The organism is Arcticibacter svalbardensis MN12-7, assembly GCF_000403135.1.
In the GTDB taxonomy this organism is placed as follows: domain Bacteria; phylum Bacteroidota; class Bacteroidia; order Sphingobacteriales; family Sphingobacteriaceae; genus Arcticibacter; species Arcticibacter svalbardensis.
This window is the reverse complement of record NZ_AQPN01000043.1, coordinates 1-17160: the sequence shown is the minus strand read 5'-3', so window position 1 is coordinate 17160 and position 17160 is coordinate 1. Positions and strand designations below refer to the sequence as shown.

Sequence of the window (17160 nt, the reverse complement as noted above, 5' to 3'; positions counted from 1 at the left end):
TTAATAACGCAGATTTAATGGCAATGTTTTTCAAGTTTTATTGGTACTGAATGTAGATGGGTTGAGGTTTTAATTTTAAAAGATCTTCTGGAGTCATCATTCTTTTAGGAGCTTGTTTGATATCGTTTTTGTAAAAAAGTTTGAATCCTGTGAATTGAACTGGCTCAGGATAGATCCAGTGGCGATAAGTTCCTTTTTTCAATTCAGGCTGACCCCATCCATCCATGTGCATTACAATTTGAACTTCAGGATGAAGTTTAATGTTTTCTGTATTTGTTATCATTTTTCGGGTAAAACGATGAACGGTAAGTACTTTGGGAGGAAGATTGTTATCGATAACCAGTTTGGCCAGGTAAGCTGAGCAATAATTAATATCAGCAGCGTCATAAGTGCCTATGCGGGTACCTGGTTTTGCGCCAGTTTTCATGGAGAATTCAGGATCTATTCCTAAATGAACCTGTGGTAATTTTAGATATTTTTCAAAGTAAGGAAGTTCATCTTTGACGGTACTTAAAGCGACCTGAATATCCAGAAATACTATTGCATTGATTTTTTTAGCAATTGTGAGAACCGAATCAATTTGTTTATCAGGCATCCGGGTACGATACATACCATCTTTTCCGGCAGCGCCTTGAGCCACTACGGCTATATAATGTAAAGCTGGTTGCACAGGAGTACCAGGATCTGCTTTCTCCCATTTTTTAACTTCAACGTTTAGACGAGCAAGCATTTCTTTAGGTGCATATTCGCCCAGGGCACCCATTCTTACCGAGTATAAGTTTCCATAATAAGCTATAATTCTTTTGAAAGGCAAGATAGCTCCGGGAAGCGGGTATGGCTGTTTCTTTACAGGCCAGTAACCTGAAGTATCTCCATTTGCCAGGTGTAAGTTCCTTTTATTATAGTCTGATGTGTCTATAGTATTGCTGACTGCTAAGCTATCAGCCTCACCTTCTACTGTTTGTTTTTGAGTAGAGATATTTAGTGCGGTTTTTGAACTTGCGGTACTTTTATTTTCGCTGCATCCAAGAGAAATGATGCATGATGCACACATTACTACTGTTAAGAACTTATAAGTCATTATAAAAATTGAAGTAAAATTTCAACCAAAGTAGTCAAAAGAATTAAGATTATCACTTTGTAGGTCATTTCATAACCTTATTCTTTTGAATTAGAGTACAAAGACAGGTGAAAATGGTCTGGTATCATCGTTATCAGTCTGAAATTTTAGCGCTTCCTGTTTATGCGGAACTCTTAAAATAGGGTATAGCAAAATTAGGGATTATGGAGTTTAGAATTGTAAATTCAGTTCAATCGTTTATTTGTTTACTGCTCTAACCTTTTTGATTTTACCAAAAACACCAAGTGGTAATTTATTTCCAGTCTTTGCTTGTAAATAAAGCTCACCTGTTTCCAAATTATGAGGATTTTTAATCGAGTCCTTGATCAGATTTTCTACAATAACGGATGAAAACCCTAATGAGTAGGTATTTAAAATCATAAAGTGTTCCTCAGGATCAAGAAGGTTAGCGACATCATTCATCATTTCAAGAATCTGATCTTCTAATTTCCACTTTTCACCATTTGGTCCATGGCCATATGCGGGAGGGTCAAGAATAATACCATTGTATGTTTTTCCTCTTTTGATTTCTCTTTTAACGAATTTTAAGGCGTCTTCTACCACCCAGCGGATATCTTTTAATCCGGATAACTCCTGATTTTCATTTGCCCAGCTTACCACTTGTTTAATTGAATCGACATGTGTGATGTCAGCACCTGCAGCTTTAGCTACCAGAGATGCACCGCCTGTATAAGCAAAAAGATTTAGAACTTTGGGCTGAGGAGTGCTGAATTCCTTGATCGTGCTGGATATAAAGTCCCAGTTAACAGCCTGTTCCGGAAAAATCCCTACATGTTTAAAGGAAGTTAATGCCAGGCGGAATTTGATTTCAATGTCGTTATTGCGATAAGTGATGTGCCAGCGATCAGGTGTTTTACTATTTTTCTTTGCCCATTCACCTGAAGTAGCTGAACGTCCCTGAAAACGAATGTCAGCTAGATTTTGCCATTCAGACGGGGGCAATTGCTTGGACCATACTGCCTGAGGTTCAGGACGGATAAGAACCACGTTTCCGAATCTTTCGAGCTTTTCGAAATCTCCGCAGTCTAATAGTTCGTAATCTTTCCAATGTTCAGGTGTAAGTAATGCAATCATAGCTAATTATATCCGTAATTAAGATTGCGAAATTACTAAATATAGACAGCATACTTGGAAAAAATAATCCAGGAAGGACTTAATCAGCTCTGTGGTATAATTTTCAGGTAGAAAAGATTATAGTTTTTCTTTAGCTGCCTGAGCGAATTTACTTGCGAAAACGAAGTCATTTACCCTTTGATTGTCCGTGTGAGCAATCTCTTTATTAGAACCTTCCCATTCTTTTTTACCTTCAGCAAGAAATAATATACTTTCACCAATCCCCATTACTGAATTCATATCATGGGTAACTACTACTGTAGTGATGTTATATTCATTGGTAATTTCATCAATAAGTTCGTCAATAACGATTGAAGTAAGGGGATCAAGTCCTGAATTGGGTTCATCAACAAAGAGGTATTTGGGTTGCATGGATATAGCACGGGCAATACCAACGCGCTTTTTCATTCCCCCTGATAGTTCAGATGGGTATAAATCATTTTTCCCTTCAAGATTAACCCTGTTCAGACAGAAATTTACCCGTTCTAACTTTTCTTCTTTGCTCTGCTTCGTAAACATATTCAAAGCAAACATCACGTTCTCCTGTACAGTCATCGAGTCAAAAAGTGCAGAGTTTTGAAAGAGCATGCCGATTTCCTTTCTGATATCTATTCGCTCATCTTTGGTGAGGCGGGTAAAGTCACGTCCATCATACAACACATAACCTTCATCAGGTTCGTGCAAGCCAACCATACATTTCAAAAGAGTCGTTTTTCCTGATCCTGAACCACCAATGATCAGGTTATTCATTCCCGCTTCAAATTTCCCGGATATACCTTTTAAGACATAATTATCTCCAAATGATTTATGGATGTCCTTTATTTCGATCATAATAATAAATCTGTAATCACATAATCGGCACATAGAATAGAAATGCAGCTGATAACCACAGTGCTTGTACTTGCACGACCTACTTCTAATGCACTTCCTTTAACGTAATAGCCCTGATACGCAGATACAGTAGTAATGATAAAACCGAAAAAGAAAGCTTTAACTAAAGAGACTACAATAGTAAAAGGATTGAATCCCTCGGTGATGCCTCTGTAATAATCAGATCCTGTGATTGCGCCCGAAAAGGTTCCTCCAATGTAGCCGCCTATAATATTTAAGGCAATGGATACAATGACTAGCAAAGGAATCATGGTTACACCCGCAATAATTTTGGGGAGAATCAGAAATCCGGGAGCGTTAATTCCCATAATTTCCAAAGCATCAATCTGCTCTGTAACACGCATCGTCCCAATTTCAGATGAAATGGACGAGCCTATCTTTCCGGCCAGTACCAAGGCACTGATGGTAGGGCTAAGTTCCAGGATAGCAGAGTCACGGTTTACAGATCCGATGATTGTTTTAGGTATCAGGTCACTTTGTAGCTGAAAAGCAATCTGCAAGGTCATTACAGCTCCTACAAATACGGAAATTATGCCAATAAGGTATAGGGAGTTTACGCCGATATATACCATTTCGTGACTGATGTTTTTCCAATAGATCTTCCACTGCTCAGGGCGTTTGAATACTGCTTTTAGGAGAAGAATATATCTTCCGAAATCTGTAAACATATATGATTGCGTATATTTTATATGATAATTATAATGATAGCTAAATTAATTAAATTTCTGAATCTTTAAAACTATGTCGTTTGCTAACTAAGGCAACAACATAATCTTTGAGTCGATGTTTTAATTAATCGTCATGTAACTCTCAATTCTAATTGTTCGAATTTTTATGCCTGTATTATAATATAGACCTTTACAAGTGATAAATGAATCATCTGTAACAAAGTCTATAAAGAAATCTCTAATGATTAGATAATTGTTTATTAATTAGCTTGATTATCGGGGTTATGGAAAAGAAACTGCAGCGAGATGAAAATAATAAAGTTCTGGCCGGAGTAGCTGCCGGTTTAGCAGAATACTTTGAGATTGAGGTGATGTGGATAAGGCTGATCTTTATACTGATGATTGTACTTGGGTTATCCGGAGTATTGATTTATCTTATATTATGGATCGTTGTACCTGCAAAACCTTGTACATTTCCTTTCGATTCGGATGCTAAAATAAATGGGGATTATAGTGCAAACCCTGGTTCCTTTCGCACCTTTGGAGATATGGGCAAGCGATCAAAAAATGCGCCTATTGCAGGACTAATTCTGGTGGCTTTAGGGGTTTACTTTTTATTTGAAGAATTCGGTTTTGTTCCTGATTGGTTTGAACTGAGAAAATTATGGCCAGTCATATTAATCATAATAGGGTTGGTTTTCCTCTTCAGATCGGGTAAGAAGCAGAAAGTTGAAGAAGTGAAAAAAGAGGAATTTAAGTTTAATGAACCAACAGACGATCAACCCTTAACATAAATACTTATATGAAGACTGAAAGGATTATTTGGGGAATAGTGCTCCTCTTTATAGGAGGGATTTTGCTATTGCAGAACTTTGATCAGATTAGTTTTGATTGGGCTACTATTTGGAGATTCTGGCCCGTTATTCTGATCCTGATTGGTGTGAATATGTTATTTTCTTATTCAACTAATAAGGCAGGTAGTCTTGTTTCTATCTTAATCACCATAATCGTGTTGTCATTTATTGCTTATAAAGGTATTAATACATCAGGAAGAGAAGGTATTCCTTTTTTTGATGAAGGCGATTTATTCAATAAAGATACAGATAAGCTTAAATCTACAGTATTTAGTGAGCCTTTCGTCAAGGGAACTCGTCTCGCGACTCTAAATATAAAGGGTGGGGCTACCATGTTTATACTTAAGGATAGCTCTTCTACATTGGTTACTGCGCAAGTGAAGAAAACCTATGGAAACTATTCGTTATTCAAAACGTCTGGCGATAGTACCGAAACTGTAGATTTTAAAATGACAGGGAAGAGTAACTGGGATATGAATAAGTCAAAAGCGAATCAAGTGGTATTGGCTTTAAATACTCAACCATTATGGGCCATTAATTTAGAAACAGGTGCTGGGAAAACAGAATTTGACTTAACCCGATTCAAAATTAGTACCTTAAAACTTCAGGGTGGGGTTGCCTCTTTTGATATTAAGATGGGTGATTTGAATAAATATACGGTAGTAACCATTGAATCAGGTATATCAGAAATAAATATTTCTGTACCTGAATCTTCGGGATGTACTATAAAAACGGATTCAGGTTTATCATCAAGTGATTTTGAAGGATTTAATTCAACCGGTAAGGATTCTTATCAAACCTCTAATTTCAATACTGCGTCTAGTAAAATTATCATTAATATGAAAGGTGGATTTTCCAAATTTCATGTTGACCGGTATTAATATGGAAGAAAACTATTTCGTTGTTCGATCAGGTAAACCTCAAGGCCCTTTCTCGATAGAAGAAATGAAGGGAATGCAAATCACTCCGGACACTTTTGTCAAAACGAGTAAAATGAGTGATTATAAAGAAGCACATGAAATTGCTGTTTTATGTGATGCTCTTGGATTTAAACTTGAAAAAGCGCATGCACAATATTTTGCCTCTATGGATATGCGCCTCCTTGCTGCTGTCATAGATTATTTATTATTGCTTTTTATCTACCTGATCCTCATTGTTGTTATAATCAAAATCTCTAATAGTCAGTCTCAATATCTTAGAGTGGCCGTATCGGTGTCTTTTTTACCTGTAATTCCTATCATTAAATTTTTTATGAATGTGTTCATGGAGGCTTCTAAAAGACAGGGAACATTTGGTAAGTCATGGCTGGGTATAAAGGTTACGACTGAAGACACCAATCCCTTGAACCTTAAACAAAGCTTTTATCGAAATAGCTTAAAGCTTCTTTGTATTTTAAGTTTGGGAATTGGTTACCTAGCTGGCTTTTTTGATAGAAAACAACAATGCTGGCATGATCGGATTGCGAAAACCTTAGTAGTCAGGGATCGTCTTATTTAAGCCTTCATACTTTTACTTAAACTGAAATTCTGCTTTCTGGTTAGGATGTAGGTCATATAGAGCGGTGTTGATAAAACTTATTCAGTGTTATTAAATTGGAGTATTATATTTTTCATTCGTTTAATACAATTTATATTTGTTTTATACAATTGTTTTCAACCTAAAAGTAAACCATTAAATACTGTCCGTTCTTTTAATTTACAACAGGCAACAATTAGCTATTATAAATTCTGACACTAAATTGCTTCCAAAATCACGGTGTAAAGTACTTGCTTATGAAATTAAGATTCTCTTACTTTTTATTAGACCATTTTTTGCACAGACACCAGAGCTGGTACATTATGTAAATACACTTCAAGGTAGCAATTCAAAACATGAGCTTACACGTGGAAATATCTACCCAACAACAGCTTTGCTCAATGGAATGAATACCTGGACACCACAAACAGGAAGAAATGATGATGGCTTGAAATATCAGTAGGAGAAAAAAACAATTAGGGGATTTCAGCAAGCGCATCAGTGCAGCTCCTGGAATAATGACTATGCCGTCTTTTCTTTTATGCCCGTTACTGGCGTATTAAAAGTAAATGAAGAGGAGAGAGCTACATGATTGAGTCATTCTAATGAGACAGCAAACCTAATTATTATCAACCATCGAACTCAGGTTAATAAAGTGAACGTCGGCACTTATGGAGGAATGATCCATGAAATGACGGAAATGGTAATGGCAAATATGGGACAGTATGCTCATGGAAATCAACCTATACAGCATATGATTTACCTGTACAATTATGCAGGAGAGTCTTGGAAGACGCAATATCATATCCGTCAGGTGATGAGCCGCTTATATAATTCTACTGAAAATGGTTATCCAGGTGTTGAAGATCCGGGACAAACATCTTCCTGGTACGTGCTAAGTGCATTAGGCTTTTATAGCGTTTGTCCGGGTACCGATCAGTATACAATAGGAAGTCCTGTTTTCAAAAAGGCAACCATTACTTTGGAAAACGAGAAGAAATTCATTATTGAGGCCACTAATAATAATGGCAAAATCGTATAGATCCAATCAGCTACATTGAATGGTAAAAATTACACCGCTCACTATTTCAGACAATCAGATATCACCAATGTTTGCACGCTAAAATTTGAAATGGGAAGTAATCCTGCAAAAGAAAAGGGGCTAACTGCAGCCGATAAACCATTCTCTTTATCAGCGGCAAGTAAATAATCGTGTAAATTTTATTGTACCCTTCTCATTCAGACATACAGGAGCGTTCAAACATATTAATTATTACTTTTGTAATAGATTTTAAATAAGTATGAACGCTTCTATTTCCAGCATACCCTTAAAAGGTCTTTACTGCAATTCTTTAACAGATTACTCCAGATACCTGACACGGGAAGTATCGATTGGGCATATTCCAATGGGCGCTAACAACCCTATCCGGATTCAAAGTATGACCACTACCGATACCATGGATACTATAGGTACTGTAGAGCAGACTATCCGCATGGTAGATGCAGGTTGCGAATATGTACGGATTACAGCCCCAAGTATTAAAGAAGCACTCAATCTAGCAGCGATAAAGAAAGAGCTCCTTGCAAGAGGATATAATGTGCCCTTAATTGCCGATATCCATTTTACCCCTAATGCAGCAGAAGCAGCAGCAAGGATTGTTGAAAAAGTAAGGATCAACCCGGGTAACTATGCCGATAAGAAACGCTTTGATCAATTGGAATATACCAGCTTTGAATACGAAGCTGAGTTAGAAAGGATCTATAAAAAGTTTGCTCCCCTTGTTCAGGTTTGTAAAGAATATGGTACGGCTATGCGCATTGGTACCAATCATGGATCATTATCCGATCGCATCATGAGCTATTATGGTGATACACCTGGAGGAATGGTCGAATCGGCTATGGAATTCATGCGCATGTGCGAAAGCCTGAATTATTATAACCTTGTCATCTCCATGAAGGCGAGCAACCCTCAGGTGATGGTGCAGGCTTACAGGCTTCTAGTGGAAACCATGAACAAAGAGGGAATGAATTACCCCTTACATCTGGGCGTTACAGAAGCAGGTGATGGAGAGGATGGAAGAATTAAATCATCTGTAGGCATAGGAACACTTCTGGAAGACGGATTAGGTGATACTATCCGCGTTTCTTTAACAGAAGATCCGGAACTGGAGGCTCCTGTAGCAATCGCCCTGGCTGATAGATATAAACACAGGACTCAACTTATTAAAGACGAACCAGATGTTACCATACCGGTACCCATTGGCTTTAGTCCTTATCAATATACCAAACGCATAACCACTGAACTCAATACTTTTATAGGTGGGCATCAGGTTCCACGTGTTATTCTTGACCTATCCAAGTCTAGCCTAATGGATCCACAGATCCTTGCAGCTGCTGGTTATTTGTACTCACCGCTACTGGATAAATTCAATATGGCAGAGCAGTCTGTTGATTTTGTTTACCTGGCAGATCAGCTTCCTTCATTCAATATGCCGGGAAATCTGAAACAATTGTATGATTACTCTACCTGGCTTAAAATTACAGACAAAAAGAATATGCATCCTCTGTTTGCTTCATGGAATGACTTTCAGTCAGCACAATTAAAGGATCAGTACTTAAATCTGGTACAGGTAAGCAACAAAGACCTCCTGCAATATCTTAGTGTTTTCAAGATCCTATCAACAGATAAAACCCTTGTTTTTGTGTTGACAACCGATCAATCACATGGTATGGCAGACCAGCGGCAGTTCTTTTTTGCCCTCGAGAATGCAGGGATTCAAACTCCTGTAATTATAAAAAGATCGTATACAACCAAGTCTGAAGTTCTTGAGCTACAGGATAAGCTGGATTCTGACTTTCAACTGTATTCTTCCACAGATGTCGGAGCACTGCTGCTAGATGGATTCGGCGATGGAATATGGCTTAATTCCGGTACTGTTTCAGCAAAGACCATCGTGAGTACTTCTTTTGTCATCCTGCAGGCAACCCGCTCCAGGATCTCTAAAACGGAGTACATTTCTTGTCCTAGTTGTGGACGTACTTTATTTGATCTTCAGGAAACAACCCAAATGATCAGGAGTAGAACCAGTCACCTTAAAGGCGTCAAGATCGCTATAATGGGTTGTATCGTAAATGGACCCGGTGAGATGGCTGATGCAGACTATGGCTACGTAGGCATGGGTCCTGGTAAGATAACCCTGTATAGAGGTAAAGAAGTGGTTAAAAAGAGTGTGAATAAGGACAATGCATTGGATGAATTGATTGATATCATCCGGGAAGATGGTAACTGGATTGAATTAGATATTCAAATCCCTACATAAAAAACATATTATCAAAATGTGTACTTCTTAAACTCATTCTTTAGATCAAATCAAAAAAAAACGAATCAAATCTTAAATAAAAAAATACAAAAATAGGCTATCCCTACTCAAAAGGACAGCCTATTTTTGTATAAAATATAGAAATTCTTACTTCTTCTTTCTAGCAATTACCTTTTGTACTGCAGCAACAATAGCATCGCAATCCAAATGATATTTAGCCATCAGTTCAGCAGGTTTACCACTTTCTCCAAAGGAATCATCAACAGCCACATACTCTTGTGGAGTAGGGTTATTCCGTACAAGCAGTTGCGCTATACTATCGCCAAGTCCACCAATACGGTTATGCTCTTCAGCTGAAACCACACAACCTGTTTTGGCTACTGATTTCAATACCGCTGCCTCGTCAAGAGGTTTAATCGTATGGATATTGATAATCTCCGCATCGATGCCAAGTTCAGCCAGTTTTTCTCCAGCTAAGATCGCTTCCCACACCAGGTGACCGGTTGCGAAAATACTGACATCCTTACCTTCATTCACCATCCATGCTTTTCCAATGATGAATTCCTGATCAGGATCAGTGAATATAGGGATAACCGGACGACCAAAGCGAAGATAAACAGGACCTTCAAACTCAGCTATAGCTTCTGTAGCCGCTTTAGTTTGGTTATAGTCACATGGATTAATAACCGTCATTCCAGGAAGCATTTTCATCATGCCTATATCTTCCAGAATCTGATGCGTTGCCCCATCTTCTCCTAAAGTTAAACCAGCATGTGAAGCACAAATCTTTACGTTTTTCTCTGAATAGGCAATAGACTGACGAATCTGATCATAAACCCTACCGGTAGAAAAATTAGCAAAAGTTCCTGTAAAAGGAATCTTTCCACCAATAGTTAAACCTGCTGCCATACCCATCATGTTCGCTTCTGAAATACCAACCTGGATAAATCTTTCTGGAAACTCCTTAATAAAAGCTTCCATTTTAAGTGATCCAACAAGGTCAGCACATAAGGCTACCACATTTTTATTCTTTTTACCAGCTGCTAGAAGTCCGGCACCAAAACCAGACCGTGTGTCTTTTTTTTCTGTAAAAGTATATTTCTTCATTAAAGTATCTCTTTGTTAACGACTAATAGTCTTGGGTAGAACATGTAAGTTGAGCAAGCGCTGCGGCTAACTGTTCATCATTAGGTGCAACACCATGCCATTTATGAGAACCCATCATGAAGTCCACACCGTGACCCATATTAGTATGCATCAGGATCATAATTGGTTTACCTTTAAATGCTCTGCTTTTAGCCAAATCAAGGGTAGCAACTAGTGCTTCCATGTCATTTCCATTTGTTTCCAGAACATCCCAACCAAAAGCTTCCCACTTAGCGTGTAAATTTCCCAAAGAAAGTACTCTATCCGTAGGACCATCTATTTGCTGGCCATTTACGTCAATGGTAGAAATTAAATTGTCAACCTTGTTATGAGGAGCAAATAAGGCAGCTTCCCAAATCTGACCTTCCTGTAGTTCACCATCACCATGAAGGGTGTAAACTAACCGATCGTCGCCATTAAGTTTTTTAGCAAGCGCTGCACCGATAGCAACAGATAAACCCTGTCCAAGAGAACCGGAAGCAACACGAATTCCCGGAAGATGATCATGCGTTGCAGGATGACCCTGAACACGTGAATTTATTTTGCGGAAAGTAGAAAGTTCTTTAATTTCAAAGTATCCCGAACGGGCAAGCACACTATACCATGCTGCAGAAATGTGTCCATTGGAAAGAAAGAAAAGATCTTCGCCCGTTCCATCCATATTAAAGTCTGGATTATGCTTTAATACATGAAAATAAAGGGCTGTAAAATAATCTGCACAACCTAAAGAACCGCCGGGGTGACCTGACTGGCACTGATGTACCATTCTTACAATATCCCGACGAACCTGAGTCGCAATGTCAGTTAATTTTTCAATATCTGGTTTCATATTTATTTCAAAGCGCCTAAAGTATGAAATAGCACTCAGATATCAACTAAAATTTTTACTAAATAAAGACAATTTATTAATCTTTAGCTAATAAATCAAGAACCTGTTGAGAGGAATTCGCTGTATCAACCTTCGTAATGATTTTATTGATCTTTTGATCAGCATCAATAACAAAGGTCTTTCTTGCAGTGCCCATATACTTTTGGCCATACATGTTTTTCTCCACCCATACCCCGTAAGCTTCTACAATCTCTTTTTTATCATCAGAAATCAGCGTAAAAGGCAATTCATATTTAGATATAAATTTCTGGTGTGAAGTTTCGTCATCTGTACTCACTCCCAATACAACATAACCTTGTTGCTGTAAGCGATGATAATTATCCCTGAAATTACATGCTTCAGCAGTACAACCCGGGGTGTCATCTTTAGGATAAAAGTAAAGTATCACATTTTTACCTACATAATCACTTAGCGAGATAGTCTTGCCATGTTGATCCTTTGCTGTAAACTGTGGAGCTGAATCTCCTTCTTTTAACTCTGCCATTTTTTTATTTATAAAATATTGCGTTAAAGGTTTTAGAATTTCCCTTTACATCAGTAACTGAAAATTGAAGATGATGTTTTCCTGATGCCAATGATTTATCCAAAGTATGCCATGCAGAGCCATTCCGCGGATCATATTCTGTTAAAACCCATTGTCCATCAATAGTAGCACTAAAGCTGCTGATCCCCGATAAATTATCAGAAATTCTAAACCTCAAAACAGGAATACCGGAAACCGACATTCCGTCTTTTACATTTATTGACCGAATGACAGGCGCTGTGGTATCCACACTTACATTAAATTCTCCAAACGCTCCTGAACTGGTTTTTACATAGCCATTTTCATAAGTACCGCCCACTGATCTACCTCTTTCATTTACAATTAAAGCTTTGCTTTGCAGCTGAACAGGGAGTGAAGAGTCCGCTTTGATCCAAAGATTATAACTGCCATCAATAGGAATCAAAGAGGTATGCACACGATGAATTGCCGAGTAGCCTTTCTTTGGCCCCTTACTATACCTGAAATTAAGATCACTGTATAAAGCTCCTGCAGGCACTTTAATAATAAAATCACTGGTGGCGTATTCATTTGCCTGGTTATAGCTAAACTTTTTCAGCCCCTCAGGATAAGAAGAGGTAATCACTGATTTTGCGTTATAACGGATTCTAAAGTCCAGAATACTCGTATTTCCCTTCACATCTTTTACAATATACCTCAACTCATGGATTTTATCATCGGTTATATTGATCACCCCTCTGTTTACCAAATTTTTGTAAATCTTTAAAGGATTACCAGGCTCCACAAAACTCTTGATCACTGTTCTGTTTGATCGTTTGTAATAAGGATAATCCATGTGGGAGGATACCGCACCACTGGTATAAAAAGAAAACTGATTTAATTCCGACTCATAAATCGTAGCCTTATCCAATTGAAGTTCAATAGAATAAACGCCATTTTTATTACCCGCTGGCTGAAGATCATATGCACTGATTCCAAATCCAATATCACCACTAAAATTAATTATTGGGGACTTATTTAGTTTATAATTTCCATTACTTCCTATCAACTCAAAAGATTGTCTAACCGTACTTTCATTGAATGGCAATCCATTTAGCCGGTACATATAGAAACCACTGATTGTAGGCTTTATGTTATCTGGAAGAGTGATGCCCAATAAAGCTGGATTAACAATATCCTCCGTTCTGCTATCCCTCACCTCAAAATGAAGATGTGGCCCTGCAGACCCACCTGTATTTCCCGACCATGCGATGATATCTCCCTTTTTAACTGGAATTTCAATTGCTAGAAGAGGGATGTCTACTGCAAAAGAACGGGTTCTATATTGACGAGCTGTAATAACACGCGTAATAGCGGTATTAAAACGTTGTAAATGTGCGTACACAGTTGTATAGCCATTGGGGTGGGTAAGATAAACTGCGTTTCCAAATCCTCCAATCTGAACCTTTAAACGAGATACATAACCGTCAGAGACAGCATAAACGGGGTAGCCCTCTCTTTGATTGGTCCTGAAATCAGTACCAGAATGAAAATGAGTGCTTCTTATTTCCCCAAATGAACCAGCTAAAGCTGGTTTAATATCAAGAGGCAATCTGAAATCTGTAGCAGGAAATAACTCGGGAGAGACCTGTGCTAAAAGGGGGTAACTAAAAATGTGTAAAAGTGTACCTAAAATTACGGTGCGAAAATTATTTAATCTCAAAATCAAAAAGCTTTTCTTTTTCTATAAATCCCTGAAGCCGATCTCCTACATTTATTTTACCGACACCCTTTGGTGTTCCGGTAAAAATAAGATCCCCTTTTTTTAGGGTGATGTACTGTGAAACAAATGCAATTATCTTTTCAAACGAAAATAACAGGTCCTTTGTGTTGCCCATTTGCACTGTTTCTTCATTTATATTTAAACTGAAGTTCAGATTGTAAATATCCTGAAAAGACTCCTTGGACTTAAAAGCACTGATAGGGGCAGAGTTATCAAACGCCTTAGCCAGTTCCCATGGTAAACCTTTTTCCTTATGTATAGTTTGAATATCCCGGGCTGTAAAATCAACTCCAAGACCTATTTCATCATAGTAGTTCCCTGCAAATTTCTCGGAAATATACTTTCCTTCCTTGCAGATCTTTAGAACAATTTCAATCTCATGATGGATATCTGTTGAAAATTCAGGATAGTAGAAAGGTAGATTATCTTTCAGAACGGCCGTTTCCGGCTTCATGAAGATAACAGGAACTCCGGGTACCGGATTATTTAGTTCTTTAGCATGTTCAGCATAATTCCTACCTATAGCAATGATCTTCATGTGTCTGATTTATTTTTTAAAAAATTAAACAAGAAAATTTCGCTCACTACATGGAATGAGTCGATCATCGAATTTAAATAATTAGGGCAAGCTCTCTATACAGGATTGTTTACAAAATAGAGATTCGCTTGATAACTGTTTCATTACCCGCTAATAAACGGATGAAATAATATCCACTGTTTAAACGCGATGCGATGTTAAAGCTGTTATTCTGTTCACCTGATGGGAGACGCTGGGATAAAAGAGTTGCAATTTCATTCCCTAAAACATCCATAATCTTGATCGTAACAGTCGATTCTTTTGTTAATGTATAAGAAATGGTAATCTGATCTTCCGCAGGATTAGGATATACTTTAACATTATTCAAGACTTTAAAATCTGAAGCAGCCTTAGATGAAGAGCCAACAGGACGGGATGCCAAAGGCTTAAATGGAGTGATATTTAACCTAACATCAGCCTTCGAGGGTCTGTTTGGGCGCGTATCTGTTATATGAGAGGCACCTTTTTGCTGTATTCTCTTGGTAGAATCGGAAGCATCCGCCTTACTTAAAAGGAATTTACTAGTACCGAAAGCGTTGACGCCCAGTAAAGTAAAGTAAAACAGTATAGAGATTTGGTAGATTTTTTTCATATTCTAAATGCTTTAACAAAACTAATGATTTAATAGATATTAAACTAAAACGAAATCTTATTTAACAAAATTTAACAAACCTCTTGATTTTCTTTTGTAATTTACGAAATAATCTATTAAAAATGGTCATTGTTTAAATGGATTTCATAACTTACTTTTGCATCCGTCTTTTAAACAAGTAAAGTGGCAAATCACAAAGATTTAAACAAACTTACAGCTGCAGGATTATTAATCAGCTTAGGTATTATATACGGCGATATCGGAACCTCTCCCTTATACGTTTTTAAAGCAATTATAGGCGATCGTATTATAACAACAGACCTTATTTTGGGGGGACTTTCCTGTATTTTCTGGACGCTTACCCTTCAAACTACCATTAAGTATGTGATTATTACACTCCGTGCTGATAACAGGGGTGAAGGAGGTATTTTTGCTTTGTACTCCCTCGTAAAAAGAAGGGCAAAATGGCTGGTTTTTCCCGCTATGATCGGAGGCGCCTCTCTTTTAGCCGATGGGATGATCACTCCACCAATCACCATATCATCTGCTATCGAAGGACTCCAAATATTTTCTAAAGATCTCCCAACGGTTCCCATCGTCATTATCATCATTTCACTGCTCTTTGTGATCCAGCAATTTGGTACTTCTCATTTAGGGAAAGCATTCGGACCCATGATGTCTATATGGTTTGGAACAATGGCTGTTGTTGGAGCTGCTTATGTTTTTGAAAGTCCCTTTATATTAAAGGCGGTTAATCCCTACTATGCATGGCATATTTTATACGGCAACCCCGCTGCCTTACTTATTATAGGTGCTGTATTCCTGTGTACTACTGGGGCTGAAGCGTTATATTCTGACTTAGGCCATTGTGGACGTGATAACATCCGCATCAGCTGGATGTTTGTAAAGACCTGTTTACTGCTCAATTATTTTGGTCAGGGCGCTTGGTTATGGCAACATCAGGGTGCAACACTGGGTATTGGTAACAATCCCTTTTTCCTGATCATGCCCGAATGGTTTCTCCCTTATGGTATCGCCATTGCAACACTTGCAGCCGTGATTGCCAGTCAGGCCATGATTACCGGCTCTTTTACCTTAATTTCTGAAGCAGTACGACTTAATCTATGGCCGAAGGTTAAAATCAATTACCCTTCTGATCAAAAAGGACAATTATATGTTCCTTCTATGAACTGGATTTTATGGGCAGGCTGTATTGTGGTTATCCTTTTGTTTAAAAGATCGGAAGCAATGGAAGGTGCTTATGGTCTTGCTATAACAGTTACCTTTATTATGACTTCCATTCTGGTTACGGTATACCTTCAGCGAAAAAGATTTCCTCTATATGCGATCTTAACCTTTGCTGTCGTATATGGAGTGCTTGAGCTAGTATTCCTAATTGGTAATATGGCCAAGTTCTTTCATGGTGGTTGGTTTACAATCATGCTTTCTGTGATTATATTCTCGGTCATGTGGTCATGGTCCGCTGCCCGAAGGATTAAGAACCGCTATGTGAAATTTGTAGAGGTGGAAGATTATTATACCATCATCAATGATTTAAGTGAAGATACCAGTATTCCTAAATATGCATCGCAGCTAATTTACCTTACAAGTGCAAACTTTAAATCTGAGATTGAAGCAAAGATCATGTACTCTATACTTCAGAAACAGCCTAAGCGTGCCGACGTATACTGGTTAGTACATGTTGATGTTACGGATGAGCCTTATACACTAGAGTATAAAGTTGATTTTTTAATTCCTCAGAAACTAATCAGAATAGATTTTAAACTTGGTTTCCGCATTGAGCAACGTATCAACGTACTTTTTAGGTTAGTGGTAGAGGAGCTGGTTAAAAACGGCGAAATTGACATCACCAGTAAATACCCATCACTTAATAAGCATCATATTGTAGGTGACTTTAGATTTGTGGTGCTGGAAAAAGTTCTTTCCCGCTCTAATAAACTAAGTTTGGTTGAAAGACTCACCATGGCTTATTACTTTATACTCAAACGTCTTGGTCTTTCTGAAGAGAAAGGTTTTGGCTTAGATCTAAGTTTCGTTACCGTAGAGCAGGTTCCTTTGATAGTAACCACGACAGATACGGTAGATCTTACCCGAATAAAGTACGATAATAATTAGTTGAGCAGTTTTATGCTTGACTAAATAAGGTTTATCAATCTAAATAACATTCAT

The 17160-nt window shown here is 37.9% G+C and carries 18 protein-coding genes; 8 read left to right on the top strand and 10 right to left on the bottom strand.

What is annotated here, in order from left to right; translation table 11 throughout:
* Positions 1 to 37: 37 nt before the first annotated feature.
* The 4 genes from ADIARSV_RS04665 to ADIARSV_RS04650 form a co-directional block, all read right to left on the bottom strand.
* Positions 38 to 1054 (bottom strand): hypothetical protein, encoded by a 1017-nt coding sequence (locus tag ADIARSV_RS04665; protein ID WP_016194256.1) that lies wholly within the window; start codon positions 1052 to 1054, stop codon positions 38 to 40.
* Between the two features lie 264 nt (positions 1055 to 1318).
* Entirely contained in the window at positions 1319 to 2215 is an 897-nt protein-coding gene (locus ADIARSV_RS04660) for a class I SAM-dependent methyltransferase (protein ID WP_016194255.1), read from the bottom strand.
* Between the two features lie 117 nt (positions 2216 to 2332).
* A complete protein-coding gene (locus ADIARSV_RS04655) occupies positions 2333 to 3085 on the bottom strand; it encodes an ABC transporter ATP-binding protein (RefSeq protein ID WP_016194254.1) in 753 nt (250 codons plus the stop codon).
* On the bottom strand, positions 3082 to 3813 hold the full coding sequence (locus ADIARSV_RS04650; RefSeq protein ID WP_016194253.1) for an MlaE family ABC transporter permease: 732 nt from the start codon (positions 3811 to 3813) through the stop codon (positions 3082 to 3084). The genes ADIARSV_RS04655 and ADIARSV_RS04650 overlap by 4 nt, the downstream gene beginning before the upstream one ends.
* Before the next feature lie 284 nt (positions 3814 to 4097).
* On the opposite strand from ADIARSV_RS04650, the gene ADIARSV_RS04645 reads away from it, so the two are divergent.
* From ADIARSV_RS04645 to ispG, 7 genes are all read left to right on the top strand, one after another.
* Positions 4098 to 4607 (top strand): PspC domain-containing protein, encoded by a 510-nt coding sequence (locus ADIARSV_RS04645; protein ID WP_052016952.1) that lies wholly within the window; start codon positions 4098 to 4100, stop codon positions 4605 to 4607.
* Positions 4608 to 4615: 8 nt separating this feature from the next.
* The gene (locus ADIARSV_RS04640) at positions 4616 to 5548 is read left to right on the top strand and encodes a LiaI-LiaF-like domain-containing protein (protein ID WP_016194251.1); all 933 of its coding nucleotides are present in this window, start codon (positions 4616 to 4618) and stop codon (positions 5546 to 5548) included.
* A 1-nt stretch (position 5549) separates the two neighbouring features.
* Positions 5550 to 6164 carry an RDD family protein gene (locus ADIARSV_RS04635; RefSeq protein WP_016194250.1) on the top strand — a complete coding sequence of 205 codons (615 nt, stop codon included), beginning with the start codon at positions 5550 to 5552 and terminating at the stop codon, positions 6162 to 6164.
* Positions 6165 to 6405: 241 nt separating this feature from the next.
* Positions 6406 to 6645: a hypothetical protein gene (locus tag ADIARSV_RS04630; protein WP_016194249.1), complete on the top strand. Its 240-nt coding sequence runs from the start codon at positions 6406 to 6408 to the stop codon at positions 6643 to 6645.
* Positions 6646 to 6837: 192 nt separating this feature from the next.
* Positions 6838 to 7224, top strand: a complete 387-nt coding sequence (locus tag ADIARSV_RS04625) for a glycoside hydrolase domain-containing protein (protein WP_016194248.1) — start codon at positions 6838 to 6840, stop codon at positions 7222 to 7224.
* Positions 7225 to 7239: 15 nt separating this feature from the next.
* Positions 7240 to 7392 (top strand): hypothetical protein, encoded by a 153-nt coding sequence (locus ADIARSV_RS22385; protein ID WP_016194247.1) that lies wholly within the window; start codon positions 7240 to 7242, stop codon positions 7390 to 7392.
* 91 nt (positions 7393 to 7483) lie between these two features.
* The gene (ispG, locus tag ADIARSV_RS04620) at positions 7484 to 9502 is read left to right on the top strand and encodes a (E)-4-hydroxy-3-methylbut-2-enyl-diphosphate synthase (RefSeq protein WP_016194246.1); all 2019 of its coding nucleotides are present in this window, start codon (positions 7484 to 7486) and stop codon (positions 9500 to 9502) included.
* Between the two features lie 147 nt (positions 9503 to 9649).
* Here ispG and ADIARSV_RS04615 read toward each other — a convergent pair whose 3' ends face one another.
* The 6 genes from ADIARSV_RS04615 to ADIARSV_RS20425 form a co-directional block, all read right to left on the bottom strand.
* On the bottom strand, positions 9650 to 10609 hold the full coding sequence (locus ADIARSV_RS04615) for a transketolase family protein (RefSeq protein ID WP_016194245.1): 960 nt from the start codon (positions 10607 to 10609) through the stop codon (positions 9650 to 9652).
* 22 nt (positions 10610 to 10631) lie between these two features.
* Positions 10632 to 11477 carry a transketolase gene (locus ADIARSV_RS04610; RefSeq protein WP_016194244.1) on the bottom strand — a complete coding sequence of 282 codons (846 nt, stop codon included), beginning with the start codon at positions 11475 to 11477 and terminating at the stop codon, positions 10632 to 10634.
* A 76-nt stretch (positions 11478 to 11553) separates the two neighbouring features.
* Entirely contained in the window at positions 11554 to 12021 is a 468-nt protein-coding gene (gene bcp, locus ADIARSV_RS04605) for a thioredoxin-dependent thiol peroxidase (protein WP_016194243.1), read from the bottom strand.
* 4 nt (positions 12022 to 12025) lie between these two features.
* Positions 12026 to 13741 (bottom strand): peptidoglycan DD-metalloendopeptidase family protein, encoded by a 1716-nt coding sequence (locus ADIARSV_RS04600; protein WP_052016957.1) that lies wholly within the window; start codon positions 13739 to 13741, stop codon positions 12026 to 12028.
* On the bottom strand, positions 13728 to 14339 hold the full coding sequence (locus ADIARSV_RS04595; RefSeq protein ID WP_016194241.1) for a fumarylacetoacetate hydrolase family protein: 612 nt from the start codon (positions 14337 to 14339) through the stop codon (positions 13728 to 13730). Before ADIARSV_RS04595 ends, ADIARSV_RS04600 begins: the two co-directional genes overlap by 14 nt.
* Positions 14340 to 14448: 109 nt before the next feature.
* Entirely contained in the window at positions 14449 to 14970 is a 522-nt protein-coding gene (locus ADIARSV_RS20425) for a T9SS type A sorting domain-containing protein (protein ID WP_052016950.1), read from the bottom strand.
* A gap of 183 nt (positions 14971 to 15153) precedes the next feature.
* Between ADIARSV_RS20425 and ADIARSV_RS04585 the strand changes: the two genes are divergently transcribed.
* Positions 15154 to 17106, top strand: a complete 1953-nt coding sequence (locus tag ADIARSV_RS04585; RefSeq protein ID WP_016194238.1) for a KUP/HAK/KT family potassium transporter — start codon at positions 15154 to 15156, stop codon at positions 17104 to 17106.
* The last annotated feature ends 54 nt before the right edge of the window (positions 17107 to 17160 follow it).